General features: G+C 71.1%; 21 protein-coding genes. 11 read left to right on the forward strand and 10 right to left on the reverse strand.

The window, feature by feature from the left end:
• Nucleotides 1–152: 152 nt before the first annotated feature.
• The 5 genes from IE069_RS08255 to IE069_RS08275 all read left to right on the forward strand — a co-directional run bounded on the left by IE069_RS08255 (nt 153) and on the right by IE069_RS08275 (nt 4,566).
• A complete protein-coding gene (locus tag IE069_RS08255; RefSeq protein ID WP_189349660.1) occupies nt 153–608 on the forward strand; it encodes a DUF4383 domain-containing protein in 456 nt (151 codons plus the stop codon).
• A 91-nt stretch (nt 609–699) separates the two neighbouring features.
• Complete coding sequence (locus tag IE069_RS08260) at nt 700–1,374, forward strand: fasciclin domain-containing protein (protein WP_189349661.1); 675 nt, start codon at nt 700–702, stop codon at nt 1,372–1,374.
• Between the two features lie 143 nt (nt 1,375–1,517).
• Complete coding sequence (gene sigK, locus IE069_RS08265; RefSeq protein WP_189349662.1) at nt 1,518–2,096, forward strand: ECF RNA polymerase sigma factor SigK; 579 nt, start codon at nt 1,518–1,520, stop codon at nt 2,094–2,096.
• Complete coding sequence (locus tag IE069_RS08270; protein WP_189349663.1) at nt 2,096–2,965, forward strand: anti-sigma factor; 870 nt, start codon at nt 2,096–2,098, stop codon at nt 2,963–2,965. Before sigK ends, IE069_RS08270 begins: the two co-directional genes overlap by 1 nt.
• Before the next feature lie 44 nt (nt 2,966–3,009).
• Nucleotides 3,010–4,566, forward strand: a complete 1,557-nt coding sequence (locus IE069_RS08275; RefSeq protein WP_189349664.1) for a molybdopterin-dependent oxidoreductase — start codon at nt 3,010–3,012, stop codon at nt 4,564–4,566.
• Here the strand turns inward: IE069_RS08275 and IE069_RS08280 are convergent.
• The 4 genes from IE069_RS08280 to IE069_RS08295 all read right to left on the reverse strand — a co-directional run bounded on the left by IE069_RS08280 (nt 4,547) and on the right by IE069_RS08295 (nt 9,312).
• Nucleotides 4,547–5,182 carry a TetR/AcrR family transcriptional regulator gene (locus IE069_RS08280; protein WP_189349665.1) on the reverse strand — a complete coding sequence of 212 codons (636 nt, stop codon included), beginning with the start codon at nt 5,180–5,182 and terminating at the stop codon, nt 4,547–4,549. The two genes, IE069_RS08275 and IE069_RS08280, sit on opposite strands and share 20 nt — an antisense overlap.
• Entirely contained in the window at nt 5,175–7,718 is a 2,544-nt protein-coding gene (locus tag IE069_RS08285) for a PEP/pyruvate-binding domain-containing protein (RefSeq protein ID WP_189349666.1), read from the reverse strand. Before IE069_RS08285 ends, IE069_RS08280 begins: the two co-directional genes overlap by 8 nt.
• A gap of 127 nt (nt 7,719–7,845) precedes the next feature.
• Nucleotides 7,846–8,457, reverse strand: a complete 612-nt coding sequence (locus tag IE069_RS08290; RefSeq protein ID WP_189349667.1) for a hypothetical protein — start codon at nt 8,455–8,457, stop codon at nt 7,846–7,848.
• A 156-nt stretch (nt 8,458–8,613) separates the two neighbouring features.
• Nucleotides 8,614–9,312 (reverse strand): TetR/AcrR family transcriptional regulator, encoded by a 699-nt coding sequence (locus tag IE069_RS08295; protein WP_189349668.1) that lies wholly within the window; start codon nt 9,310–9,312, stop codon nt 8,614–8,616.
• A 173-nt stretch (nt 9,313–9,485) separates the two neighbouring features.
• Here IE069_RS08295 and IE069_RS08300 point away from each other — a divergent pair, with 173 nt between their 5' ends.
• Entirely contained in the window at nt 9,486–10,877 is a 1,392-nt protein-coding gene (locus IE069_RS08300) for an NAD-dependent succinate-semialdehyde dehydrogenase (protein ID WP_189349669.1), read from the forward strand.
• A 173-nt stretch (nt 10,878–11,050) separates the two neighbouring features.
• Here the strand turns inward: IE069_RS08300 and IE069_RS08305 are convergent, their stop codons facing one another.
• The 4 genes from IE069_RS08305 to IE069_RS08320 form a co-directional block, all read right to left on the reverse strand.
• Nucleotides 11,051–11,545 carry a hypothetical protein gene (locus IE069_RS08305; protein WP_189349670.1) on the reverse strand — a complete coding sequence of 165 codons (495 nt, stop codon included), beginning with the start codon at nt 11,543–11,545 and terminating at the stop codon, nt 11,051–11,053.
• Between the two features lie 377 nt (nt 11,546–11,922).
• Nucleotides 11,923–13,485 carry an NAD(P)/FAD-dependent oxidoreductase gene (locus IE069_RS08310; protein ID WP_229791027.1) on the reverse strand — a complete coding sequence of 521 codons (1,563 nt, stop codon included), beginning with the start codon at nt 13,483–13,485 and terminating at the stop codon, nt 11,923–11,925.
• Between the two features lie 10 nt (nt 13,486–13,495).
• A complete protein-coding gene (locus IE069_RS08315) occupies nt 13,496–14,902 on the reverse strand; it encodes an aspartate aminotransferase family protein (RefSeq protein ID WP_189349671.1) in 1,407 nt (468 codons plus the stop codon).
• Entirely contained in the window at nt 14,899–15,378 is a 480-nt protein-coding gene (locus IE069_RS08320; RefSeq protein ID WP_189349672.1) for an Lrp/AsnC family transcriptional regulator, read from the reverse strand. The genes IE069_RS08315 and IE069_RS08320 overlap by 4 nt, the downstream gene beginning before the upstream one ends.
• Before the next feature lie 275 nt (nt 15,379–15,653).
• Here IE069_RS08320 and IE069_RS08325 point away from each other — a divergent pair, with 275 nt between their 5' ends.
• From IE069_RS08325 to IE069_RS08340, 4 genes are read left to right on the forward strand one after another with little or no spacing between them, the layout of a single operon-like run.
• The gene (locus tag IE069_RS08325) at nt 15,654–16,892 is read left to right on the forward strand and encodes an ABC transporter substrate-binding protein (protein WP_189349673.1); all 1,239 of its coding nucleotides are present in this window, start codon (nt 15,654–15,656) and stop codon (nt 16,890–16,892) included.
• A gap of 8 nt (nt 16,893–16,900) precedes the next feature.
• On the forward strand, nt 16,901–18,145 hold the full coding sequence (locus IE069_RS08330) for an ABC transporter ATP-binding protein (RefSeq protein WP_229791028.1): 1,245 nt from the start codon (nt 16,901–16,903) through the stop codon (nt 18,143–18,145).
• Complete coding sequence (locus IE069_RS08335; RefSeq protein WP_189349674.1) at nt 18,142–19,071, forward strand: ABC transporter permease; 930 nt, start codon at nt 18,142–18,144, stop codon at nt 19,069–19,071. The genes IE069_RS08330 and IE069_RS08335 overlap by 4 nt, the downstream gene beginning before the upstream one ends.
• Nucleotides 19,072–19,875 carry an ABC transporter permease gene (locus IE069_RS08340; protein WP_189349675.1) on the forward strand — a complete coding sequence of 268 codons (804 nt, stop codon included), beginning with the start codon at nt 19,072–19,074 and terminating at the stop codon, nt 19,873–19,875.
• 3 nt (nt 19,876–19,878) lie between these two features.
• On the opposite strand, the gene glsA is transcribed toward IE069_RS08340, so the two are convergent.
• The gene (glsA, locus tag IE069_RS08345) at nt 19,879–21,678 is read right to left on the reverse strand and encodes a glutaminase A (RefSeq protein WP_189349676.1); all 1,800 of its coding nucleotides are present in this window, start codon (nt 21,676–21,678) and stop codon (nt 19,879–19,881) included.
• A 69-nt stretch (nt 21,679–21,747) separates the two neighbouring features.
• On the opposite strand from glsA, the gene IE069_RS08350 reads away from it, so the two are divergent.
• Nucleotides 21,748–22,476 (forward strand): M50 family metallopeptidase, encoded by a 729-nt coding sequence (locus IE069_RS08350; protein WP_189349761.1) that lies wholly within the window; start codon nt 21,748–21,750, stop codon nt 22,474–22,476.
• 7 nt (nt 22,477–22,483) lie between these two features.
• On the opposite strand, the gene IE069_RS08355 is transcribed toward IE069_RS08350, so the two are convergent.
• Complete coding sequence (locus IE069_RS08355) at nt 22,484–23,497, reverse strand: LacI family DNA-binding transcriptional regulator (RefSeq protein WP_189349677.1); 1,014 nt, start codon at nt 23,495–23,497, stop codon at nt 22,484–22,486.
• Nucleotides 23,498–23,549: the final 52 nt, after the last annotated feature.

Raw genomic sequence — 23,549 nt, forward strand, 5'->3', positions numbered from 1 at the left:
ACCTGGCGACGCCGAAGGCGTCCTGCTTCGCCACGGTTTGGGACGGCCCGCGAAAAAACTTCGCGATTCCTCCAATCCGATATCGCCCCCGCTCCGAATTGTTCATGTGACCGCACAACGGCGGTGACGACACATCGACAAAGGAGCACACGATGAACAGTTCCGCAGCTCAGGTGACACGGCGGTCCGCAGTTGCTCTCGCAGCACGCACCGTCGGTGTGGTCTTCCTGCTGGTGGGCGTTCTGGGATTCGTTCCCGGCATCACGAGCAATATCGGCGACCTCTCGTTCGCCTCCCACCACTCCGAGGCCATGCTTCTGGGCCTCTTCCAGGTCTCCGTGCTCCACAACGTGGTGCACCTGCTCTTCGGCGTACTGGGCATCGCTGCCGGCCGGAGCGGCAAGGGGGCCATCCGCTTCCTCGTGTGGGGCGGCGTCGTCTACCTGGTCCTCGGCGTCTACGGCGTCCTGGTCCCGCACGGCAGCCCCGCCAACTTCGTTCCGGTCAACGGCGCCGACAACGTCCTGCACTTCGGACTCGGCATCGGCATGATCGCCCTCGGACTCATCCTCGGGCGCCGGAACAACCTCCACGCCGCCACGGCCTGAGGTCCCACACGCGGGCGCCGTCCGCAGCACGGACGGCGCCCGTCGAGAAACTCCAACCAGCCAACGCTCGACACACATCAAGGAGAACATCATGAAAACGAACCGGATTCTTCCCATCTTCGGCGTCCTCGCCACCGCCACCTTCGCCCTCGCCGCCTGTTCCGGCGGCGGCACCTCGGAAGAGGCGCCCGAGTCCAGCCCGATGGAGTCGCCGATGAGTTCGTCGGCCCCGGCCTCGGAAGAGGCCGAGATGATGGACCCGGCCGCGAACCTCGTCGGCCCGGGCTGCGCGGCCTACGCCGAGCAGGTCCCCGAGGGCGACGGATCGGTCGCGGGCATGGCCCAGGACCCGGTCGCCGTCGCGGCCTCGAACAACCCGCTGCTGACGACGCTGACCGCGGCCGTCTCCGGCGAGCTGAACCCGGACGTCAACCTCGTGGACACGCTCAACAGCGATGAGTTCACGGTCTTCGCCCCGGTCGACGACGCCTTCGGCGCCATCCCCGAGGAGGACCTGAACGCCGTCGTCAGCGACGCGGACACCCTCACCAGTGTCCTGACGTACCACGTGGTGCCCGGACAGATCACGCCTGACGAGATCGCCGGCGAGCAGACCACCGTCCAGGGTGGCACCGTCGAGGTCGCAGGCGAAGGCGACGAGCTCACGGTCAACGGGGCCAACGTCATCTGCGGCGGCGTCCAGACCGCCAACGCCACCGTGTACCTCGTGGACGAGGTCCTGATGCCGGCGGCGGACGAGAAGTAGGAGCCCGCAGACGGCACGGGTCCCGGAGTTCGCACTCCGGGACCCGTGGTCTCCGCCCGGATCGAATGTGAACTGGGCGACACGGGCGAAAGCGTAGAGGGGGTCGGACCGGCATGAAGGCCTCATATGGAACTATGGGGGTAATGAAACTGCCCGGCACTGCGCGGAACGAATCCGAGCCCGCGACGTTGAACGATCTTCTCGCCCGAGTTGCCCTCGGCGACGAAGACGCCTTCGAAGCGCTCTACGACGACTCCGCCTCTCTGGTCTTCGGCCTGATCAAGCGGGTCGTCCGCGACCCGGATCTCAGCGAGGAAGTTCTCCAAGAAGTCTTCGTCGAGGTCTGGCAGCACGCGACGCGCTACGACGCCGATCGGGGTTCCGCCCGATCCTGGATCTGCACGGTGGCCCACCGCCGGGCCGTCGACAAGGTCCGTGCGACGGTCTCGAGCACCAAGCGGGACCTCGCCCAGGGCATCAAGGAGTTCCAGGAGTCCACAGACGACGTCGCAGACATCGCCGTCCTGAGGGCCGACGTCGACCGCGTGCTCAAAGCGCTGGAGACACTCACTGAAATGCAGCGGGACGCGATCCGGCTGGCCTATTACGGGGGATACACGCACCGGGAGGTGGCGACCCTGCTTCAGGTACCGCTGGGAACCGTGAAAACCCGCATACGCGACGGAATGATCATACTGAGAGACAGGCTGGGGGTGGCGTAATGAGCGATCACAAGCATTCATCGACAGGCGCATGGGCCCTCAACGCCCTCGAAGACGCCGAACGCGCCGAAGTGGAGGCGTACCTCGAGGAGAACCCCGAGGCCGCCGAAGAAGCCCGCAGCCTCGCCGAAACGGCCACGCATCTCGCCGCCGCCGCCGGAGCCGAGACCCCGCCGCCACGGGCCAAACGCGACATCATGGCGGCCATCAAGCAGACGCGGCAACTGCCGCCGACGCCGCAGGAGCCCGAGCAGGAGGAGTCGGCCCCCGCGCCGGCCCCGACCGTTCAGGCGGCCGAGCCGGCCCCCGCCGAGGAGCGGGAGGCCGAGGCAGAGCAGGAAGCTGCCGACGCCGACGTCGTCTCCCTGGATGCGTTCCGCCGCAAGCAGCAGAGCACCCGGATCCTGGCCGCCGCGGCGACCGTCCTGCTTCTCTCCTCAGGGGTGCTGACCGGGGTCGTCATGGTCCAGCAGAACGAGCTGGACGAGACCAAGACGCAGTTGGCCCAGGCCACCCGCTACCAGCAGTCGGTCGGGCAGATCATGACCGCCTCCGACGCCAAGATGACCAATGCCCCGTCCTCGAGCGGCGGCACGATCCATCTGAGCTACTCCACGGAGGAGGGCATGATGGTCCTCGCCTCCTCCAACCTCCCCGAACTCCCCGAGGGGCGCGGCTACGAACTGTGGCTGATCTCGGAAGACGGGGCAGCCCCCGCCGGCATGCTCACCGAGCAGGAAGCCTCCGGCGACGAACCGAAAATCCTCGAGGGGCCCATGGAGGGCATCACCCACATCGGCATCACTGTCGAGCCCGCGACCGGATCAGAGCAACCGACCACCGATCCGATAGTGCTCAGCGAACTCTAGTCCGCACCGGTGCCGACCCACTGACATCAAAAGGGGTCATCGAAATGGCACACGTATTCCGCTCCGGATGGCGCTTCATGCTCTCGGGCATCGCTGCCGCCCTCGTCCTCCTCGGCACGGCCGAGGCACTCTCGAACTTCTTCGCCGCGGCGTCGGCGCCGCTCGTGTCCATCGGCGGCGCCTTCATCGACATCATTCCGCCGTGGGTCAAAGACGCGGCGATCGCACTCTTCGGGATCTACGACAAGATCGCGCTCTTCGCGACGATGTTCCTCGTCGTCCTGATCCTGGCCGCCGGGATCGGCCTGCTCGCGCGGAAGCACCGCACGGCCGCCCTCCTGGCGGTCGCGGTGCTCGGGATCGGGTCCAGCGCGGTGGTCATCTCCCGCGCCGCCACCACGGTCGCCGACGCCGTCCCGACCCTGGTCGGCACCCTCGCCGGCGCCCTGGTCCTGGCGTGGCTGGCCCGCCTCGCGCACCGGATGACGACGACGGCGCCCGCCGACGCCGCCCCGGAGGCGGGGACCGACCGGCGTCGTTTCCTGCTGGGCGCGGCCGGCAGCGCCGCCCTCGGCGTGGCCCTGCTCGTCGCAGGACGGGCAGCGTCCGGCATCCGCGGGGGAGTCGAGACCATCCGCGAGGCCATCAGGTTGCCGAAGCCCGCTGCCCCGGCCGCACCGCTTCCGGCCGGCGTGGCCAGCGAGGTCCCGGGCATGCCGCCGTTCGTCTCACCCAACGACAACTTCTACCGGATCGACACCGCGCTCTCTGTTCCCCGGGTCGACCCGGCGACGTGGAGCCTGCGGATCCACGGCCTGGTGGAGCGGGAGATCGAGGTGAGCTTCGACGACCTGCTCGCCGAGGACCTCGTGGAGGCGGACGTGACGCTGACGTGCGTGTCCAACCCCGTCGGCGGCGATCTCGTCGGCAACGCCCGCTGGCTGGGCGTGCCCGTGCGGCGGCTGCTGGAGCGCGCCGGCGTCGACCCGTCCGCGGACATGGTGCTCTCCCGCAGCGTCGACGGCTTCACCGCCGGCACGCCCATCGAGGCGCTGACCGACGACCGCGACTCGCTGCTGGCGGTCGGCATGAACGGCGAACCGCTGCCGGCCCAGCACGGCTTCCCCGTGCGGATGGTCGTCCCCGGCCTCTACGGGTACGTCTCCGCCACCAAGTGGCTCTCCGAGCTCAAGGTCACCCGGTACGCCGACGACTCGGCGTACTGGACGGACCGCGGCTGGTCCGCGAAGGGGCCGATCAAGCTCGCCTCCCGCGTCGACGTCCCCCGCTCCTTCGCGAACGTCCCGTCCGGGGTGGTCATGATGGGCGGCACCGCGTGGGCGCAGCAGCGCGGCATCTCCAAGGTCGAGGTGCGGATCGACGACGGCCCGTGGGAGCCCGCCGATCTGGCGGCCGACGCCGGCATCGACGTCTGGCGCCAGTGGTCCTACGCGTGGGAGGACGCCACGCCGGGACGTCACAGCGTCACGGTCCGCGCCACCGACGGCGACGGCACGGTGCAGACCAGCGACCGCGCCGACCCCGTGCCGAACGGGGCCAGCGGCTGGCACCAGATCCAGTTCACGGTCGAGGAGGCCTGAGCCGGACGGCTGGCCGGCGGGACGCCGGCGCCAGGAGCGGCATCATCACCTCGTCGACGATGCCGACGAGGGTCTCCTCGGCGACGTCCGGCCCGTGCGCCAGAACGTGCATCCTGAGTATCGCGTGGCCTGCTTCGAGCTGGCGCTCCGTGGCGCCGGAGGCGACGTTCTCGCCGCGGTCCGCGGCCCGCTCCACGAGTGACCGGGTCAGCTCCACCGCGCGCCCCTCCTGCTCCCGGCGGAGTGCCGCGGCCGAGGGCTCCCGGGCGAGCGCCTCGCCGACGATGCCGCGCACCGCTTCGCCGAGGGGCCCGCGCAGGAGGTGCGCGAAGAGCCCCATCAGCTCCAGCAGGTCCCCGCGCAGGCTGCCGGTGTCGGCGAGCGTGCCGGGCTCGGGCAGGGCGCGCCGGGTCGCGTCGAACACCAGGTGCGCCTTGCCGTTCCAGTGCCGGTAGAGCGAGGCCTTGCCCGCGTGGGCGCGCTCGGCGACGCGCTCCATCGTCATCCCGGCGTACCCGGTCTCCTCGAGCTCGGCCAGGGCCGCGTCGAGGATCCCGGCGCGCAGGGTCTCGCCCCTCCGGCGGGGCCGGCGCCGGTGGTCCGCCGGCTCAGCCACGGCCGGGATCCCCACCGGTCGCCGTCTCGACGGTCCCGCGGTCGCCGTCCACCGTGACCCGGTCGCCGTCGTGCAGCACGGCCGTCGCGTCGCCGGTGCCCATGACGGCGGGGATCCCGTATTCGCGGGCGACGATCGCCGCGTGCGATCCGGGGCCGCCGGTGTCGACGACGACGGCGGCCGCGAACGCGAACAGCGGCGTCCACGCCGGGTTCGTCCCCGGGCAGACGAGGATCTCGCCGGGGCGCAGTTTCGAGAACTCGCCCGCGTGGCGCACGATCCGCACCGTGCCGGTGCGCCGTCCTCCGCCGACGGGCGCGCCGGCCACCAGTGCGTCCGCGGCGGCGCGGCGCTTCGGGAAGAGCGTGGATGCGGCGATGAGCGGGGCGCCTTCGAGCTCCACGCGGCGCTGCCGGCGCTGGGCGACCAGCTCCCGCAGCCGCGCGCGGTCGGCGGCGCCGGCGGCCTCCGGCTCAGGAAGCGGCTCGATCTCCTCGAGGCGCAGGTGCCAGACGTCGTCCGCGCGCTCGACGACGCCTGCCTCGGCGAGCCGGCGCCCCATCTCCTGCACGGCGCCGCGGGCCAGGGGCAGCACGCGCGTGTAGTCGAAGTGGGTGTCCTCGCGGAGGGCGACCCCGGCGCGGGCCGCGTCGACGCGGCGGTGGAGCGCGGCTGCCAGACGGGGGCTGCGCCGCAGCAGCGGGCTCGCGTCCAACCGGCGCTCCGCGTCCGAGGCGACGCCCGGGGTGCCGCCCGGGGCGCCCGTGGGACCGGCGCACGCGAGTCCCGCGACGGCGCCGAGCACGGTCTCGGGGCTGTCCGCCCAGGTGGGAGCGGAGAGGTACAGGATGCTGCGCGTCTCGCGGTGCCCGTACTCGTCCAGCAGGGCCGCGAACGCGCGGGCGACCCCCGGGAAGCCGGCGAGTGCGTCCCCGGTCAGCTCCCCGGCGCCGGCGCGGCGGGCCAGCTCCGGCTCGGCCCGGACCAGCGCGGCGAGGCGCGCGACGGCCGCGTTGGCGTCCCCCGTCCGGGTGCGGGCACCCGTGAGCAGGTCCGCGAAGAGCCGGCCGCGGCCGACGAGCACGAGTGCCGCCCGGAGCCGGAGCAGGTCGAGCCCCGCCCGCGGCAGGTAGTCGACCCGCAGGTCGGTGATCAGGTCGCCGATCTCGACGGCGCGTCCCGGCCGGCGCACCAGCTCCGCCCACGCCAGGCCCCCGGCGGGGCGGTCGAGCTCGGCGGCGAGCCCGGCCTCGAACGCCGCGCACCGGGCGTCGTCGCGCCACCGCGCCGGATCGTTGCGCCGGATCTTCGCCTGCAGCCGGTACGGCGCCGTCAGAAGGGCCCGCGTGGGGCGCGGGCGCGGCGGCACGAACCGGTCCACCACACCACCGACCTCCGGCAGCTCCTCGACCAGGTCCACCTCCAGCCCGGGGATCTCGCGGAGCATGCGGCTCACCATGGTCCCGACGCCGGGGCCGACCCAGGCGCTCATGTCCATCGGGTAGGGGCGCTCGGGGATCAACTCGGCGATCACGGGGCCGGCGATCCGCTGGACGCGGCTGAGCTTCACGGGCGCGGGCGGCAGCGCGGTCAGGGGCCGGGACTGCAACACGTGCAGCCGCCCGCCCGCGAGCGCCCATTCCATGTCCTGGGGACGGCCGAAGTGCTCCTGCGCGCGTGCGCCCAGCGCGGCGAGACCGGCCAGCGTCTCCGCGCCCAGGCCGTCGGCGCGGTCCGGTGCGGCCGCCCCTCCGGCCGCCTCCGTCGTCGTGCCGCCGCCGGGGGCGCTGCGGACGACGACCTCGCGCCGTCCCGGCCGCGACACGAGGATCCGGCCGTCCGCATCCAGCACGTGGTGGTCGGGCGTGACGAGCCCGGAGACGACGGCCTCGCCCAGCCCGGGGCTGGACTCGACGATCGTGCGGTCGCGCGCGCCCGTGACGACGTCGGCGGTGAAGAGCACGCCGGCGTGCTCCGGCTCCACCATCTTCTGCACAACGACGGCGATGCCCACCTCCGCGGTGATGCCGCGTTCGCGCCGGTAGTCGATGGCGCGTTCGCTGTAGAGCGAGGCCCAGCAGTCGCGGACCGCTCGGTGCAGCGCCGCGGGGCCGGCGACGTTGAGGTAGGTCTCCTGCTGGCCGGCGAAGGACGCGCCGGGCAGGTCCTCGTCGGTGGCGCTCGAGCGGACGGCCACGGCGGGGGAGCCGAGCCGCGCGTAGGCCGCGTCGACGGCCTCCCGCACCGCGCCAGGCAGTTCGAGGCCCGCGAACTCGTCCGCGATGCGCCCGGCCGCGCCCTCCCCGGAGTCGAGATGCGTCGCGATGCGGGGGCCCAGCCCGCCGCGTTCGAGCGCCTCGGCGTAGGCCCTCGTGGTGACCACGAACCCGTCGGGGACCCGGAAGCCCGCGCCGATCAGGGAGGACAGGTTCGCGGCCTTGCCGCCGGTCAGCGCGGGCTCGCCGGCGGCCGGGTCGCGCAGTCCGAGCACCAGCGGGGCCGCGGTGTCGCCGGGTTCCGGCTGGTTCGTGGCCATCTGTCCTCCTCGGCGCCCGGGCTCGATCGGACCCGACGCGGAATTAGTGAACGCTCAGTTCACTAGAGCGTACGTCCGGCCCCCGCGGCCCGCAAGGCCCGGCAGCGGGGGCGCCGCGCCCGTGCGGCTATTCGCCTTCGGACTGTTCGGCCCGGACCTTGTCGCTGATCTGGAGCGTGTCCGGGGCGAACGCGTACAGCGTCCCGTCCTGCTGGGAGACCCACCACCGGCCGCAGAGGTGGGTGGTCTCGTCCTCCCGGCCCTGGGGCCACCAGTCGGCGGTCAGTGTCGGCTCCGTGTCGATCTCGGCGGGATCGAGGCCCTCCGTGCGGTCGTCCGAGCTGTAGGCGGCCTCGAGTTCGGCGTCGGTCGGCGCGCCAACCGTGGCGATCGCGGCGCACGAGTCCGGCAGGGCGCCGTCGTACTCCATGGTCATCAGGCGCTCGTGGCCGGTGGAGCGCTGCTCGACCTCCACGTCCGTCCCGCCGTCCGGGACCCAGGATGCGAGCAGGCCGTCGACCTTGCCCTCCTCGCTGGTCGGTGCCGACTTGGAGGCGGCGTCGTCGTACCCGTCCGTGAGGCCGAGCGAGCCGCACGCCGAGAGCGCGAGGGGGAGCAGGGCGCCGAGGGCGAGCGCCGGGAGGAGCCGGCGGGGACGACGGCGGCCGGTGCCGGCGGGGTGGGCGGCGCGGGCGCTGCGCTCGGCGTCGGAGGGGTTCTGGGCGGTGGTGTTCATCATGCCTCCACGCTATGCAGCGGGCCGGTGCCGCCGCGTCCTCCGCCGGGCGCGGATCAGCGCGCGGATTCCTCCGCCCTGGGGGCGCCGGTGCGGCGCGCGTCTCATCCCGGCGGAGGGCGCCGACCCCGGGGCCGGCTCAGGGTTCTCCCCGGGTGGTCAGGAGGCGGGCAGGGCCGCGGCGACGCCGGCGAGCAGCCGCTCGAGCCCCCATGCGAAGCTCGCGTCCGGTGCCCGGGCGCCGGTGGCGGCCTGGGCGGCGAGCGCGGCGTCGAAGCCCGGCGTCGGCCGGGGGTGCCCGGAGGTGTCGAAGATGGTGGCCGGGGCGTTGGTGTCCAGGGCGGAGCCGTAGACGAGCGACTCGAACGCGACGACGGTCGGGAGCGCCTCGGCGGGCGGGAGGCCGGCGTCGAGCAGGTGCGTGGCCACGAGCTCGTACATGTCCACCGTGCGCGGGGACCCCGTCACGGGGAGGACGGCGATGATCGGGATCATCGCCTCGTGCCGCGCGAACACCTCACGGTAGCTCGCGGCCCAGCGGCGCAGGGCGGGCACGACGCCGGTGGTGCCGAACCCGGAGACGTCCACGCGGCCCATGAGCTCGTCCTGGACTAGCATCAGGAGGCCCTCGCGGCCGGAGACGTGGTTGTAGAGGGCCGACGGCGCGACTCCCAGCGAGCGGGCCAGCGCCGACATGCTGAACTCGGCGCCCTGGACCTCGATGAGTCGGATCGCGGCGGCGGTGATGCCCTCGGGGGTGAGCACCGCCGTCGTCGGGCGCCCCACCCGGCGCGGGGGCGGGGCGCGACGCGTCCGGCCGGGCCGCGCGGGCTGCGGCGGTTCGCTCGACGGCGTCATGGAAAACTCCCTACGATTGCGTGAACGGGTTCACAACCGGCCGGTTGGCGCGGTACATTCGTACCAGTAAATGAATCGTCTTCATTTTAGGGGCTGGCCCGCCCCGGGTGGCAAGGGATCGACGCAGATCCGGCATCCGGGCCGGGCCGCCCGGCAGCGAGAAAGGAACACACATGACGGACTCCACCGCCCTGCAGTACCAGATCCTCAACCCGGCCACCGGCCAGGTCGAGGAGACCTTCGAGACCGCGACGGATGCGGACGTCGCCGCCGCGCTCGACACGACGCAGGCCGCCTACACCGAGTGGGCCGCGCGCCCCATGGCCGAGCGCGTCGCGATCGCGCACAAGATCTCCGAGCTCTTCTACGAGCGCAAGGAGGAGCTGGGGCGCATCGCCACCCGCGAGATGGGCAAGCCCCTCTCGGAGAGCATCGGCGAGGCCGAGTTCTGCGGCGACATCTTCAAGTACTTCGCCGACAACGGCGAGAAGTTCACCGCCGACCAGGAGATCGAGTCGTTCATCGGCGGCAAGGCGATCATCCAGCGCCGTTCGGTCGGCCCGCTGCTGGGCATCATGCCGTGGAACTACCCGTACTACCAGATCGCCCGCTTCGCGGCGCCGAACCTGGTGCTCGGCAACACCATCATCCTCAAGCACGCCGAGTCCGTGCCCGGGTCCGCCCTGGCCATGCAGAAGCTGCTCGTCGACGCCGGCGTCCCGGCCGGGGTCTACCAGAACCTGTTCGCCACGCACGCCCAGATCGCCGACATCATCGCCGACCCGCGCATCCAGGGCGTCTCGGTGACCGGTTCCGAGCGGGCGGGCTCCGCCGTCGCCTCGCTGGCCGGCAAGCACCTGAAGAAGTCGGTCATGGAGCTCGGCGGGTCCGACCCGTTCGTGGTCCTGGACAGCGCCGACGTCTCCGCGACGGTCGACACCGCGTGGGCCACCCGCATCGAGAACACCGGCCAGGCCTGCAACTCCAACAAGCGCATGATCGTCGCCGAGGGCATCTTCGACGACTTCGTCGCCGGCCTGGTGTCCAAGGCCGACGGCCTGACCCCGGGCGACCCCGCGGAGGAGGCCGAGGGCACGTTCGGCCCGCTGTCCTCCCGCGCGGCGGCGGAGAAGCTGCACGAGCAGGTCCAGGACGCCGTCTCCAAGGGGGCCACCCTGCACACCGGCGGCGAGCTGCTCGACGGCCCGGCCAGCTACTACTCGCCGGCCGTGCTCACGGGCATCACCAAGGAGATGCGCGCCTACAGCGAGGAGCTGTTCGGCCCGGTGGCCGCCGTCTACAAGGTCGCCGACGACGCCGAGGCGCTCCAGCTGGCAAACGACACCGCGTTCGGCCTCGGCGGCAGCGTCTTCTCGACCGACGTCGCCCGCGCCCGCAAGATCGCCGAGCAGCTCGAGGTCGGCATGACCAACGTCAACGCACCCGGCGCCGAGTCCTTCGAGATGCCGTTCGGCGGCGTCAAGCGCTCGGGCTTCGGCCGCGAGCTCGGACCGCTGGGCATGGACGAGTTCGTCAACAAGCGCCTGCTCTACATCGCCGACTGACCGGCCCGCCCAGAAAAGCCTGGGCTGTTGACTCGAGCCAAGGGGTAATGCTCCGGCTCAGGTCAGCAGCTCAGGCTTTTTTGCGCGGCGGGCGGATGAGGTGCGCGGCGTGCGGGACGGACAGGTATGGGGCGGCAGATGCGGTGGCGGTGGCTGCCGCGGCACGTGCGGAGTCAGGGGCCGTCCACCGTGGAGCCGCCGTCGACCGCGTCCACCAGGACCCTCACGTCGCGGCCGCCCACGACGCCGTCGAGCACCCAGCTCGGCTTCCACACGGTGGGGTGCCGCAACCGCTCGTCGACCTCGCGGTTCCCGGCCACGGGCGACTTGGAGCGCTGCGCGGTGCTGTCCACCGCCTGGCGAGACCTGCGACGGGCCTCCGCGAACGAGACCTGGCCCCACTCGGAGTCGTCCATGGTTCGCCCCTTCGGGTCGCGCAGCGCGGTGGTCCGCCACGGCTCGGTGATGGACGTCTTGCCGCTGAGGCGGTCGACAAGGGTGTGCACCCGGCGCGACCGGCCCGTGCGGGTCTCGAGGCGGTACACGAATCCGCTGTAGGGCCGGTAGGCCAGTTCGGAGCGGAGCACCTGGAAGGAGGGAGCCTTCTCGCGGATCAGTCGCTGGGCATCGGACTCGCCGATCATCGTCTCGAGGACCACTTCGGTCATCTCTCAGTCCTTCCTGTGGTGTGGCGCTGGCGCGGCCGAAGCCGGACCTGGTACGGATTTCTGCTGATCGAAGGTCGGCGCGCCCACCTTTCGGGCGCGGCGGGGCCCGGAAGAAGAACGCCACCTCTTCGTGGCAGACGAAAAGCATCCCATACGGGACGGCGTCCGTCGCACTGACACAGTGGCAGGCCTTCGGCCGCGACCCGTACAGGCTGTCAGGCCACGCTAGCCCTGTGAAGCGGCCGCGGGTTTAACCGCGAGTGAACGCAGCGGTGAGACCGCGCGGGGACCGCCTGATGCAGACGCGAGAGCTCGCGGGAAGCCCCGGGCGCGGCCGTTCGGCCGTGCCCGGGGCTGCCCGCCGCGGCGCTGCGGTTCTAGGAGTCGAACCCCATTCCCACCGCGTCCATGGCGCGCAGCCACAGCCCGCGGCGTCCCCTGTTCCGGTCGGAGCGGATCATCGCGGCCGTCGTCGTGCGGATCCCGAGCCAGGCCAGCGGCTCCGGCGGGAACGGCAGCGGCTTCTTCTTCACGATCTGAAGCTCTGTGAGCTCGGTGCGCTCGCCGGAGAGCAGGTCCAGCATCACGTTCGCCGCGAAGCGTGTCGCCCCCACGCCGAGGCCGGTGAAGCCCGCGGCCGACGCGACCCGGCCCCCGTGGGAGACGTCGAAGAAGCTGAAGAAGCGGCTGCACGTGTCGATCGCCCCGCCCCAGCTGTGCGTGAACCGCACGTCGGCCAGCTGCGGGAAGATCGCCGCGAAGTGCTGGGCCAGCCGGCGCGCGGTCGGCCGGGAGCGCTCGTATCCGGAACGCATGGTGCGGCCGAAGTGGTAGAACGCGTCGTACCCGCCCACCAGGATGCGCAGCCCCTCCGGGGTGTCGATCGGCCGGATGTAGTGGAACCGGCTGTTCATGTCGGCCAGCCCCTCGCGGCCCTCCCAGCCGATCGCCGCCTCCTGCTCGGCCGTCAGCGGCTCCGTCACGATCGCGTGGTCGTAGACCGGGACCGTGTACCAGCGCAAGCGCTTGATCAGCGACGGGTAGACGTTGGTGGCCAGCACCACCTGCTGCGCGACGACGTCGCCGCCGTCCGTGCGCAGCCGCACCGGGTGCGCCCCGGGGGTGCGCGGGCGGTGGAGCGCGCGCACCGGCGTGTGCTCGACGATGCGCACACCCGCCTCCAGCGCCGCGCGCCGCAGCCCCCAGGCGAGCCGGGTCGGGTGCACGATCGCCGAGCCCTCGGGGTCGAACAGTCCGGCCCGGTAGAGCGGGGTGTCCAGGCGCCGGCGCAGGGCGTCGCCGGCCAGGAACTCGTGGCCGGTGCCGGCGGCCTCGGCGCGCAGCTCGTCCACCTGGTGCGGCTCGGAGGCCAGGGTCAGCTCTCCCGTGGCCCGGTAGTCGGCGTCGATCCCGTAGCGCTCGATCGTCTCGGCGATCTCGCGGGCGTTGGCCGCCCCCAGTTCCGTGAGCCGGGCGTTCTCCGCCGGGGCGTGCTGCTCCCCGTTGGACTCGCCGTGCGTGAGGCTCGGCTCCAGGAAGCCGCCGTTGCGCCCCGAGGCCGCCCACCCGCAGCGGGCGCCCTCGATGAGGAGCACGTCCCGGTCCGGGTCGCGCTCCTTCGCCATGAGCGCGGTCCAGAGCCCCGTGTAGCCGCCGCCGACGACGGCGAGGTCCGCCGTGTCGGCGCCCGGGCCGGCCATGGCGCCCTGCTTCCCGAAGCCTGGGAGGGCCTCCGGCGCCTCGGCCGAGTCCCACCAGTAGACCGCCTCGCGGGCGCCGGCCAGGTTGCGCTCGGCCAGCGCCGCCGGCACGTCCCGCTCGGCGGCGTCGAACGCGGTCTCGTGCGGACCGCGCAGCCAGCCGCCCAGCCGGCGCGCCGCCCCGGGGAGGGGCGGGCGCGCGCCGGGCATGCCGACGTCGTTCCCGACTTCGGTGCTCATGCCCCCGCGCCTACAGCCGGGTCCAGGCTTCGGTGAGGACGCCGCGCAGGATCTGCTCGATCTGATCGAACTCGGGCTGCCCGATCGTCAGCGGCGGGGCCAGCTGGATGACGGGGTCGCCGCGGTCGTCGGCCCGGCAGTACAGGCCGGCCTCGAAGAGCGCGTTGGAGAGGAACCCGGCGAGCAGGTGCTCCGACTCGGTCTCGGTGAACGTCTCCTTGGTCTTCTTGTCCTTGACCAGCTCGATCCCGTAGAAGTAGCCGGTGCCGCGCACGTCGCCGACGATCGGGAGGTCGTTGAGCTTGGAGAGCGTCGCCTTGAACGCCGGGCCGTTGTCCTTCACGCGCTGGTTCAGGCCCTCGCGCTCCATGATGTCCAGGTTGGCCATCGCGACGGCGGCCGAGACCGGGTGCCCGCCGAACGTGTAGCCGTGCAGGAACGTCGTGTCGCCCTTGGAGAACGGCTCGAACAGGCGGTCCGAGGCGATCATCGCGCCGATGGGCGAGTAGCCGCTGGTCATGCCCTTGGCACAGGTGATGATGTCCGGGGTGTAGCCGAAGTCCTCGCACGCGAACATCGAGCCGATGCGGCCGAACGCGCAGATGACCTCGTCGGAGACCATGAGCACGTTGTACTCGTCGCAGATCTCGCGGACGCGCTGGAAGTAGCCGGGCGGGGGAGTGAAGCAGCCGCCCGCGTTCTGGACGGGCTCCATGAACACGGCCGCCACGGAATCGGGCCCCTCGAACTCGATCGCCTCGCGGACGCGCTCGGCCGCCCAGAGGCCGAATGCCTCCTCGTCGTCGGCGAACTGCTCGGGACCGCGGTAGAAGTTGGTGTTCGGGACGCGGAACGTGCCGGGCACGAGCGGTTCGTACGGGGTCTTCATCCCCGGCAGGGACGTGATGGCCAGCGCGCCCTGCGGCGTGCCGTGGTAGGCGAGCGCGCGGGAGATGACCTTGTACTTGCCCGGGTTGCCGGTGAGCTTGTGGTACTGCTTGGCCAGCTTGAAGGCGGACTCGACCGCCTCGCCGCCGCCCGTGGTGAAGAAGACGCGGTTCAGGTCGCCAGGGGCGTAGTTCGCGAGGCGCTCGGAGAGGTCGATCGCCGGCTCGTGCGCGTAGGACCACAGCGGGAAGAAGGCGAGCTTCTCCGCCTGCTTGCGCGCGGCCTCGGCCAGCTCGGCGCGGCCGTGCCCGGCCTGGGCGACGAAGAGGCCGGCGAGCCCGTCGATGTAGCGCTTGCCGGTGTCGTCGAAGACGTGGTGGCCCTCGCCGCGCACGATCGTCGGCACCTTGCCGCCCTCGATGAGCGGGGAGTGCTTGGCGAAGTGCATCCAGAGGTGGTCGCGGGCGGCCTGCTGGCGGTCGGTGCCGCGGGGGGTGGTGTTGGCGGTGGCGGTGTCTGCGATGGTCATTTTGTACCCCAGTCGTATTCCTGTTTGCGGAGGGAGAGGTAGGTCAGCGTCTCCGACGACGCGACGCCCTCGATCTGTCGGATGGTGTTGATGGTCTCGAGCAGGTCGTCGTCGTCCGTGCAGACCACCTCGGCCATGATGTCGGCGCGGCCGGCGGTGACCAGGCAGTAGTCCACGTTGGCGAGCTCGGCCACCCGGTCGGCGGTGGCGGTCAGGTCCCCGTGGCTCTTGATGAGCACCATGGCCTGCCGGGTGAAGCCCAGCTGCATCGGGTCGGTGACGGCGACGATCTTCATGACCTGCGCGTCGATGAGTTTCTGGATCCGCTGCCGCACGGCGGCCTCGCTCAGCCCGACCTCCTTGGCCACGGCCGCGTAGGACTGGCGTCCGTTGCGCTGGAGCTCCTCGATGATGGCCCGGGAGATCCCGTCCTGGACCAGGAGCTCGGCGGGGGACTGCTGCGCGTCGCGATTCACGTGTCTATCACCTTCTTGTCTGTACGACGCCGGGGCGCGGCCGCCGCGGTGTGCTCACCGTGCGGGGCCCGTCGGCCGTCGAAGTGCGTGCCACGACCATAAGCACCCGCACCGGGGTTTGGGAAGGGAAAACGATAGGAAAGTTGAAAACTACGACTGAATCAGTCGCGAAACGCAAAATTTACACACGAAACCCTTGTCTCCATCCGCTGGCACTGGCATGATGTGGGTCACGTCACACCGCATCGGACCTACGCACCACGAGGAGCCGCACCATGGCACCGCAGCCTTTCAACCGCCGCCGCAAGCCCACCGATCCGCGCCTGAACCGCCTCATCGCCGCGCAGGTGAGCCGCCGTCGTCTCCTGGGAGGCGCCGGCGGGCTCGGCCTCGCCGGCCTCCTCGCCGCGTGCGGCACGGGCGGCACGGGGACCGGCGGCGCGTCCAGCGCCGCCGCGCTGACCCCGGCGGCCGACGTCTCCGCCGACGAGGCCGTTGTGAACTGGGCCAACTGGACCCTCTACCTGGACTACGACGACGAGACGAAGAAGTACCCGAGCCTCGAGGCCTTCATGGAGAAGTCCGGGCTGACCGTCAACTACTCGGAGGACGTCGACGGCAACGACTCCTACTACGGCAAGGTCCAGGCGCAGCTCTCCCGCGGCCAGGACATCGGCCAGGACATCGTCACGCTGACGGACTACATGGCCGCGCGCCTCATCCGGCAGGGCTACACCCAGGAGCTCGACCGCTCCAACATCCCGAACGCCGAGAACCTGCTGCCCAACCTGCAGGACGTCGACTTCGATCCGGGCCGCAAACACTCGCTCACCTGGCAGTCCGGCTTCGCCGGCATCGCCTGGAACAAGGAGAAGGTCCCGGGCGGGCTGAAGACCGTCTCCGACCTGTGGAAGCCGGAGCTCAAGGGGCGCGTCGAGGTCCTGGACGAGATGCGCGACACCATGGGCCTGCTCATGCTGGAGCAGGGCGTCGACATCGCCGGCGACTGGGGCGCCGACGAGTTCGGCAACGCCGCCGACCTGCTGGAGCAGCAGATCGACTCCGGCCAGATCCGCCAGGTCAAGGGCAACTCGTACAAGGAGGACCTGGTCTCCGAGGACGCGCTCGCCGTGATCGGCTGGTCCGGCGACATCACCCAGCTCAACTTCGAAGAGGGCGACAAGTGGGAGTTCGCCATCCCGGAGGCCGGCGGCACTCTCTGGAGCGACAACATGCTGGTCCCGATCGGCGCGACCCACAAGTCCAACGCCGAGCAGCTCATGAACCACTACTACGACCCCGAGGTCGCCGCCACCGTGGCCGCCTACGTCAACTACATCTGCCCCGTCGAGGGGGCGCGCGAGGCGATGGAGGGCATCGACCCGTCGCTTGTCGACAACCCGCTGATCTTCCCGACCGAGGACTTCCTGTCCAACGTCAGCATCTTCCGGACCCTCGACTCGGGTGAGGAGAACGAGTACTCCTCGATGTTCTCCGGGGCGATCGGGGTCTGATCGTGACCATGACGCAGGAACCCGCGAACGTGCAGACCACCGAGGACGCGAAAGGCGGCCGCATGAGCACTGAAGGAACCCGGCCGGAAGCGGCCGCCGACCAGGGCGGCCGCGCCGCCGTCGTCCCCGGCGCCGTGGGCGGCGCCGACCTGGTGATCGAGAACGTCAGCAAACGCTTCGCGGCGTTCACCGCCGTCGACGACCTGTCGCTGACCATCCCCTCCGGGTCGTTCTTCGCCCTCCTCGGCCCGTCGGGCTGCGGCAAGTCGACCACGCTGCGGATCGTGGCCGGGCTCGAGCAGCCCTCCGAGGGCACGCTGCGCATCGGCGACGAGGACGTCACCGACCTGCCCTCGCACCGGCGCCCGGTCAACACCGTGTTCCAGTCCTACGCCCTGTTCCCGCACATGTCCGTCCTGGACAACGTCGCGTTCGGCCTCAAGCAGCGCAAGGTGGCCGACGCCGTCGCCCGCGCCAAGGAGGCACTCGAGCTCGTGGAGCTCGGCCACCTGGCGAACCGCCGGCCCGCCCAGCTCTCGGGCGGCCAGCAGCAGCGCGTGGCGCTGGCCCGCGCCGTCGTGAACCGGCCGCAGGTGCTGCTCCTCGACGAGCCGCTCGGCGCCCTCGACATGAAGCTGCGCCGGCAGATGCAGGTGGAGCTCAAGCAGATCCAGATCGAGCTCGGCCTGACGTTCGTGCACGTCACCCACGACCAGGAGGAGGCCATGACCATGGCCGACGTCGTGGCCGTGATGAACCACGGGCGGATCGAGCAGATGGGCGCCCCGCGCGAACTCTACGAGCTGCCGAAGACGGCGTTCGTCGCCAACTTCCTCGGCAAGTCCAACCTCATGCACGGGAAGGTGGTCGGACGCGACGGCGACTACCTGCAGGTCGAGGCCGCCGGCGGTCTCCAGCGCGTGCGCGCCGACCGGGCCGTCGCCGAGACGGGCGACGTCGTCCTCGGCGTGCGTCCGGAGAAGATGCGCATCTTCACCGCCGGCGAGGAGACCGTCCCCGCCGGGCACAACCGGCTCGACGGGACCATCGTCGACGCCTCCTTCACGGGCGTCTCCACCGAGTACCTCGTCGAGGTGCCCGGGGTGGGCACCGTCGGCACCTTCACGCAGAACATGGGGCAGGTCACCGGCAAGGCCGGCGAGCCGGCCGTCATGTGCTGGGACCCGGACTTCACGTTCGGTCTGGCGGGGGACGACGACGTCGCCGCCGGGGCGGCGGAGCGGGACGCATGAGGGCGCCCGCCTCCCGGCGCCCCGAGCCGGCCGAGAACCTGTCCGCAGCCGAGCAGAAGGCAGAGAAGGCGCGCGGCCGCATCGGCGTGGGACTGATCGTCCCGGGCTTCGTGTTCCTGCTGCTGTTCTTCGCGGCACCGGTGTTCGTGCTGCTGGCGATGTCGCTGTACGCGAAGCCGCCCGGCGCCGAGACCGGCGTGTTCGTGCCCGCGTTCGAGGTCTCCAACTACGTCGTCGCCCTCAGCGAGTACTGGGTGCCGCTGCTGCGGTCGTTCCTCTTCGCGGGCATCGCGACCGTGCTGGCCCTGATCATCGGCTACACCATGGCCTACCTGGTGGCCGTGCGGCTGCGGCAGCACAAGCTGCTGGCCGCCATCCTCCTGGTCATCCTGATCGCCCCGTTCTTCTCCAGCTTCGTCCTGCGCACGCAGGCGTGGAAGCAGATCCTCTCCGACGAGGGGTTCGTGGTGGAGGCGCTGCGGTTCGTGGCGATCCTGCCGGAGGACGGACGACTGACGGCGACGTCGATCGCCGTCGTCGCCGGCTTGACCTACAACTTCCTGCCGTTCATGACCCTGCCGATCTACGCGAGCCTCGAACGGCTCGACACCCGCCTGTTGGAGGCGGCCGGGGACCTGTTCGCCTCGCCCATGACGGCGTTCCGCAAGGTCACTCTGCCCCTGTCCATGCCGGGTGTCTTCGCCGGCACCCTGCTGACGTTCATCCCGGCCTCGGGCGACTACATCAACGCCACGATCCTGGGCAACAACCGGGACACCGCCATGATCGGCCAGGTCATCGACTCGCGCTTCTTCAAGATCGTCGACTACCCGATGGCCGCGGCCCTCTCCACGGTGCTGATGGTGGTCATTCTGATCCTGGTTATGGCCTACATCCGCAAGTTCGGGACGAAGGAGCTGTTCTAGATGCGCTTCAAGCAACGTATCGGCCGCTGGCTGGTCCCCGTCCTCGGCGGGCTGGCGTTCGTGTACCTGCTGGTCCCGATCGCCTACATCTTCGTCTACTCGTTCAACGACGCCGGCCGCACCAATCTGACCTGGCAGGGGTTCACGTTCTCCAACTGGTTGAACCCGTGCGGCGCGCCGAACATCTGCGACGCCCTCGGCAACTCCCTGTCGATCGCGTTCGTGGCGACGATCATCGCGACCGTGCTCGGCACGGCGATCGCGCTGGGGCTGGCCCGCTACAAGTTCCGGTTCCGCAAGCTCGCCGATATCCTCATCATCCTGCCGCTGGCGACGCCGGAGGTTGTGCTCGGCGCTTCCCTGCTGGCCCAGTTCCTGAACCTGGGATGGGAGCTCGGCTACTGGACCGTGGTCATCTCCCACGTCACGTTCTGCATGGCGTTCGTCGTCGTGACGGTCCGGGCGCGCGTCTCGGCGCTCGACGGCCGGCTCGAGGAGGCGGCCGGCGACCTGTACGCGTCCCCGCGCACCACCTTCTGGAAGGTGACGTTCCCGCTCCTGCTGCCGGGGGTGGTCGCGGCGGCGCTGCTGAGCTTCGCGATGAGTTTCGACGACTTCATCATCGCGAACTTCAACTCCGGCACGTTCGACACGTTCCCGAAGTTCATCTACGTGGCGGCGACCCGCGGCATCCCGGCGCAGGCCAACGTGATCGGCAGTGGCATCTTCCTGATCGCGCTGGTGATCGTGGTGACCGGGACCGTGCTCTCCTACCGCAGGCAGAAGGCGCTCGCCGCGCGGTAGGGCTCAGATGCGGACGCGGATCGCGACCTCCTGCAGGTTCTGCTCCACCCGGGTGTAGGCGTCCGTCGCCACCGCCTTCCAGAGCGCCAGGGCCAGGGTGGCGTCCTCCCGTTCGATCCGCTCGATCGCGTCCGCCGTCAGCACACGCAGGACCACCGGGCCCTGCGCGCGGACCCGGACCGGGGCGCCGCCGCCGAGCGCGATCTCGCCGAAGGTCATGCCCGGCCCCAGCGTGGTGTACCGGACCCGGTGCCCGTCGCGCACCGTGCTGGCGGCGACGTCGCCGGAGAGGATGAAGTAGACCCCGCCGAACTTCTGTCCGGAACGGCGGATCAGCTCGCCGTCCTCGAAGGTGCGGTCCTCCATCCGGTCGTCGAGGTCGGCGATCTGCTCGGCGGTCAGCGGCGACAGCGCCGCGAAGTCCGGCAGCTCCGCCGAGTCCGGGATCAGGCCGCTGCGGCCGTGGGTTCGGATCAGGCGCTCCTCCGCCCACTCGATCGCCTCCGTGCTGCCCGGGAAGAGCGGGGTCGAGCCCGCGCAGAGGACATCCGAGATCCGGCCGGCGTCGTCGATCACGGCGAGCCGTCGGCCGTCCGTCTCGAAGCTCCGCTGCAGCTCCTCCATGATCCCGAGCGCGACGTCGTTCACCTCGTCCACCTTGCGTACGTCCAGCAGGAGGATCTCCACCGTCTCGGGCAGCGAGCTGACGTGCCGTGTCGCCGACTCGGCACCGGCGAAGAGCAGGTCGCCGTGGAGTTCGACGAGTTGGGCGCGGTGCCCGTGCTCGGTCAGAACGTCCGCGGCCTCCTGGTTGCGGCGCACCCCGGACGGAGCGTCGGTGATGGGGTAGTGCTCGCGGATGGCGGACCGGCCGATCCGCGCGGCCTGGACGAAGTGCAGGCTCTTTTCCGCGGCGATCCGCCGGGTCGCAGCGATGCCGCGCACCGAGGAGCCGTGCCGATCCAGCGGCGGCGAGTACACGGAGATGGCCAGTTGTCCCGGCAGCACAGCCATGAGCCCGCCGCCCACACCCGACTTGGCGGGCAGGCCGACAGCGCTCGTCCAGGCGCCGGCGTCGTCGTACATGCCGCACGTGAGCATGACGGAGAGCATCCGCTGGACCGTCTCCATGTCGACGACCTGCTCGCCCGTGACCGGCTGGCGCCCGCCGTTGGCCAGGGTGGCGCCCATGAGCGCCAGGTCGCGCGCGTCGACCTGGATCGAGCACTGGCGGAAGTAGTTCTCGACGGGACCGGCCGGGTCGTCCTCGATGATGTCGAAGCTGCGCAGCAGGTCGGCGAGGGCCCGGTTGCGGAATCCCGTCGCGGCCTCGGACGCGAAGACCCGCTCCGAGACGGAGAGGGAACGTCCCGCGAAGCGGGAGTGGATGTCGAGGATCCTGGCGAATCCGTCGCGGCCGCCGGAACCCTTGATGAGCGACGTGGCGGCGATCGCGCCGGCGTTGATCATGGGGTTGGCCGGGCGGCCGGTGTCGCGGGCGAGGGAGATCTCGTTGAACGCGTCGCCCGAGGGCTCCACATCGATCTTGCGGTCCACGGCGTCGAGACCGTGGTCCTCGAGGGCCAGCCCGTAGGTGAAGGGCTTGGAGATGGACTGGATCGTGAACTCCGTGCGCGAGTCGCCGATCTCGTAGACGTGCCCGTCCACGGTGGCGAGGCAGATGGCGAAGTCGTCCGGGTCCGCGGCCGCCATGGCCGGGATGTTCTGGAACGGCACGCCGTCGTCGAGCCCCGACAGCTCGCGGTGCAGGGTCCGCAGGTACTCCTCGATGGGTGAACGCATGACCCGAGCCTACTGCCGGGGCCGCCGCGAGCGGGAGGGCACAGGATGGGTGACTAGTCTGGATCCGTGATGACTGGACTCGAACAGTGGTGGCGCGCGCTGCGCGGCGGATTCGCGCACGCGGCGCCCCTGCACCTGGACGCGCTGGTGGTCGTGCTCGTCGTCGCGGCCGCCGTCGCCGTCTCCGTGCCCCGGGTGACCTGGCGGTGGTTCGGGCTCTACGTGACGTTCGTCCACGAGCTCGGGCACGCCCTCGCCGCCCTGACAACCGGACGCGTGGTGCGCGGGATCCGGCTGCGGCTGGACCACTCCGGTGAGATGGTCAGCGCCGGCCGCGGCCGGGGCGGGAGCATCTGGGCGGGTTTCTGGGGATACCCGGCACCGGCGGTCGCGGGCGCCTTGATGATCTGGGCGGCCGCGGAAGGCTGGGGCGGCGCGGCGCTCTCGCTGGGGGCCGCGATGCTGCTGGTATCGCTGTTGTTCATCCGCAACGGCTGGGGGATGCTGATCGCCCTGGTGTGCGCCGCCGTCGCGCAGTCCCTGGTGGTGTTCCTGCCGCGGGAGAACGTGGGCGTCGTGGTGCTGGTCCTCGGGATCGCCCTGCTGGTCGGCGCCGTGCGCGACTGGTTCAAGGTGGCCGCGGTGCACGGCCGGCGCGGCGACCGCCGGAACTCGGACGCCTACCTGCTCTCCCGCATGAGCGGGGCGCCGTCGTTCCTCTGGCTGACGGGCTTCGCGCTGGTCATCGGCGGCTCGGCGTTCTCGGCGGTGACGGCGCTGGGGCGCATCTCAGCCTGAGCCGCGCCTAGCGATCGGGCGCCAGCCCCGAGGATTCGCGCAGGATCAGCTCGGTCGGCAGCGTGATCCGGTCGTTCGGCAGATCCGTCACCGTGCCCCGCCGGTCCGGGTGCTCGGCGATCGAACGCAGGAGCAGGTCGACGCCGCGCGCCCCCACTTCCGCGCCCGGACCGTCCAGCGTGGTCAGCGGGGTCGACACCAGTTCTGCGGCGAAATTGTTGTCGAAGCCGACGATGCTCACCTGCTCCGGCACCGGGACCCCTCGCGAGGCCAGCCGCTTCATCATCCCGAAGGCGAGCATGTCGTTGTGGGCGACCAGAGCGGTCGGGTTGGAGCGCAGCGCGGCGTCGGCGGCGACTCCGCCCGCCGCGACCGTCGGCGCGTAGGGGCCGATCCGGTGGGCCGTGAGCCCGTGCTCCTTGGCGCCGTCGCGCAGCGTGGCCCACCGCAGGGAGCCCACCCAGGACCCCGGAGGGCCGGCGCAGTACGTGAACTCCCGATGCCCCAACGAGGCCAGATGTTCCAAGATCTGTCGGCACCCGTGGGCCATGTCCAAGCGCACGCTGGTCAACCCCGGCACATCGCGGTTCAGGAGCACCACCTTGTGCTGCTGGCCGATGGCGAGCAGCTCCTGGTCCGGCAGCCGGCTGGACGTCAGTACGAACCCGTCCACCTTCTGCGCCAGGCCGCGGATCTGGGTCAGCTCGATCTGTGGGGATTCCTCGGCGTTGACCACCACCAGCGTGAAGCCGGCGGCCTTGGCCCGGAGTTCCGCGCCGCGGATGATCTTGATGAAGTGCGGGTTGGTGATATCCGCGAGGACCATCGCGATGGTCTGGCGGGGCGCCGGCCGGAGCGAGCGGGCCGCCGTGCGGGGCTCGTATCCTTCGGCGTCTGCGGCCTCCTGCACGCGCTGGCGCATCGCGTCGCTGACACGGTCCGGATTGCTAAGGGCTCGGGACACGGTGGAGGGGGCGACGCCGGCCGCTCGTGCGACGTCGTAGATGGTCACCTTGGGCATGGTTACACACAAACATATTTGGCAACTTTTGGCAACTAGTTGCCCGGGTTTT

Origin of the sequence: Zhihengliuella salsuginis (assembly GCF_014651715.1) — a bacterium.
Lineage (GTDB): Bacteria > Actinomycetota > Actinomycetes > Actinomycetales > Micrococcaceae > Zhihengliuella > Zhihengliuella salsuginis.

What these genes read in the sequence shown, in the direction of transcription:
- sigK (WP_189349662.1), top strand. Translation starts at nt 1,518, where the DNA reads ATGAAACTGCCCGGCACTGCGCGGAACGAATCCGAGCCCGCGACGTTG.
- IE069_RS08270 (WP_189349663.1), top strand. Translation starts at nt 2,096, where the DNA reads ATGAGCGATCACAAGCATTCATCGACAGGCGCATGGGCCCTCAACGCC.
- IE069_RS08300 (WP_189349669.1), top strand. Translation starts at nt 9,486, where the DNA reads ATGACGGACTCCACCGCCCTGCAGTACCAGATCCTCAACCCGGCCACC.
- IE069_RS08260 (WP_189349661.1), top strand. Translation starts at nt 700, where the DNA reads ATGAAAACGAACCGGATTCTTCCCATCTTCGGCGTCCTCGCCACCGCC.
- IE069_RS08315 (WP_189349671.1), bottom strand. Translation starts at nt 14,902, where the DNA reads ATGACCATCGCAGACACCGCCACCGCCAACACCACCCCCCGCGGCACC.
- IE069_RS08340 (WP_189349675.1), top strand. Translation starts at nt 19,072, where the DNA reads ATGCGCTTCAAGCAACGTATCGGCCGCTGGCTGGTCCCCGTCCTCGGC.
- IE069_RS08325 (WP_189349673.1), top strand. Translation starts at nt 15,654, where the DNA reads ATGGCACCGCAGCCTTTCAACCGCCGCCGCAAGCCCACCGATCCGCGC.
- IE069_RS08355 (WP_189349677.1), bottom strand. Translation starts at nt 23,497, where the DNA reads ATGCCCAAGGTGACCATCTACGACGTCGCACGAGCGGCCGGCGTCGCC.
- glsA (WP_189349676.1), bottom strand. Translation starts at nt 21,678, where the DNA reads ATGCGTTCACCCATCGAGGAGTACCTGCGGACCCTGCACCGCGAGCTG.
- IE069_RS08310 (WP_229791027.1), bottom strand. Translation starts at nt 13,485, where the DNA reads ATGAGCACCGAAGTCGGGAACGACGTCGGCATGCCCGGCGCGCGCCCG.
- IE069_RS08290 (WP_189349667.1), bottom strand. Translation starts at nt 8,457, where the DNA reads ATGATGAACACCACCGCCCAGAACCCCTCCGACGCCGAGCGCAGCGCC.
- IE069_RS08255 (WP_189349660.1), top strand. Translation starts at nt 153, where the DNA reads ATGAACAGTTCCGCAGCTCAGGTGACACGGCGGTCCGCAGTTGCTCTC.
- IE069_RS08350 (WP_189349761.1), top strand. Translation starts at nt 21,748, where the DNA reads ATGACTGGACTCGAACAGTGGTGGCGCGCGCTGCGCGGCGGATTCGCG.
- IE069_RS08330 (WP_229791028.1), top strand. Translation starts at nt 16,901, where the DNA reads ATGACGCAGGAACCCGCGAACGTGCAGACCACCGAGGACGCGAAAGGC.
- IE069_RS08305 (WP_189349670.1), bottom strand. Translation starts at nt 11,545, where the DNA reads ATGACCGAAGTGGTCCTCGAGACGATGATCGGCGAGTCCGATGCCCAG.
- IE069_RS08335 (WP_189349674.1), top strand. Translation starts at nt 18,142, where the DNA reads ATGAGGGCGCCCGCCTCCCGGCGCCCCGAGCCGGCCGAGAACCTGTCC.
- IE069_RS08275 (WP_189349664.1), top strand. Translation starts at nt 3,010, where the DNA reads ATGGCACACGTATTCCGCTCCGGATGGCGCTTCATGCTCTCGGGCATC.
- IE069_RS08295 (WP_189349668.1), bottom strand. Translation starts at nt 9,312, where the DNA reads ATGACGCCGTCGAGCGAACCGCCGCAGCCCGCGCGGCCCGGCCGGACG.
- IE069_RS08285 (WP_189349666.1), bottom strand. Translation starts at nt 7,718, where the DNA reads ATGGCCACGAACCAGCCGGAACCCGGCGACACCGCGGCCCCGCTGGTG.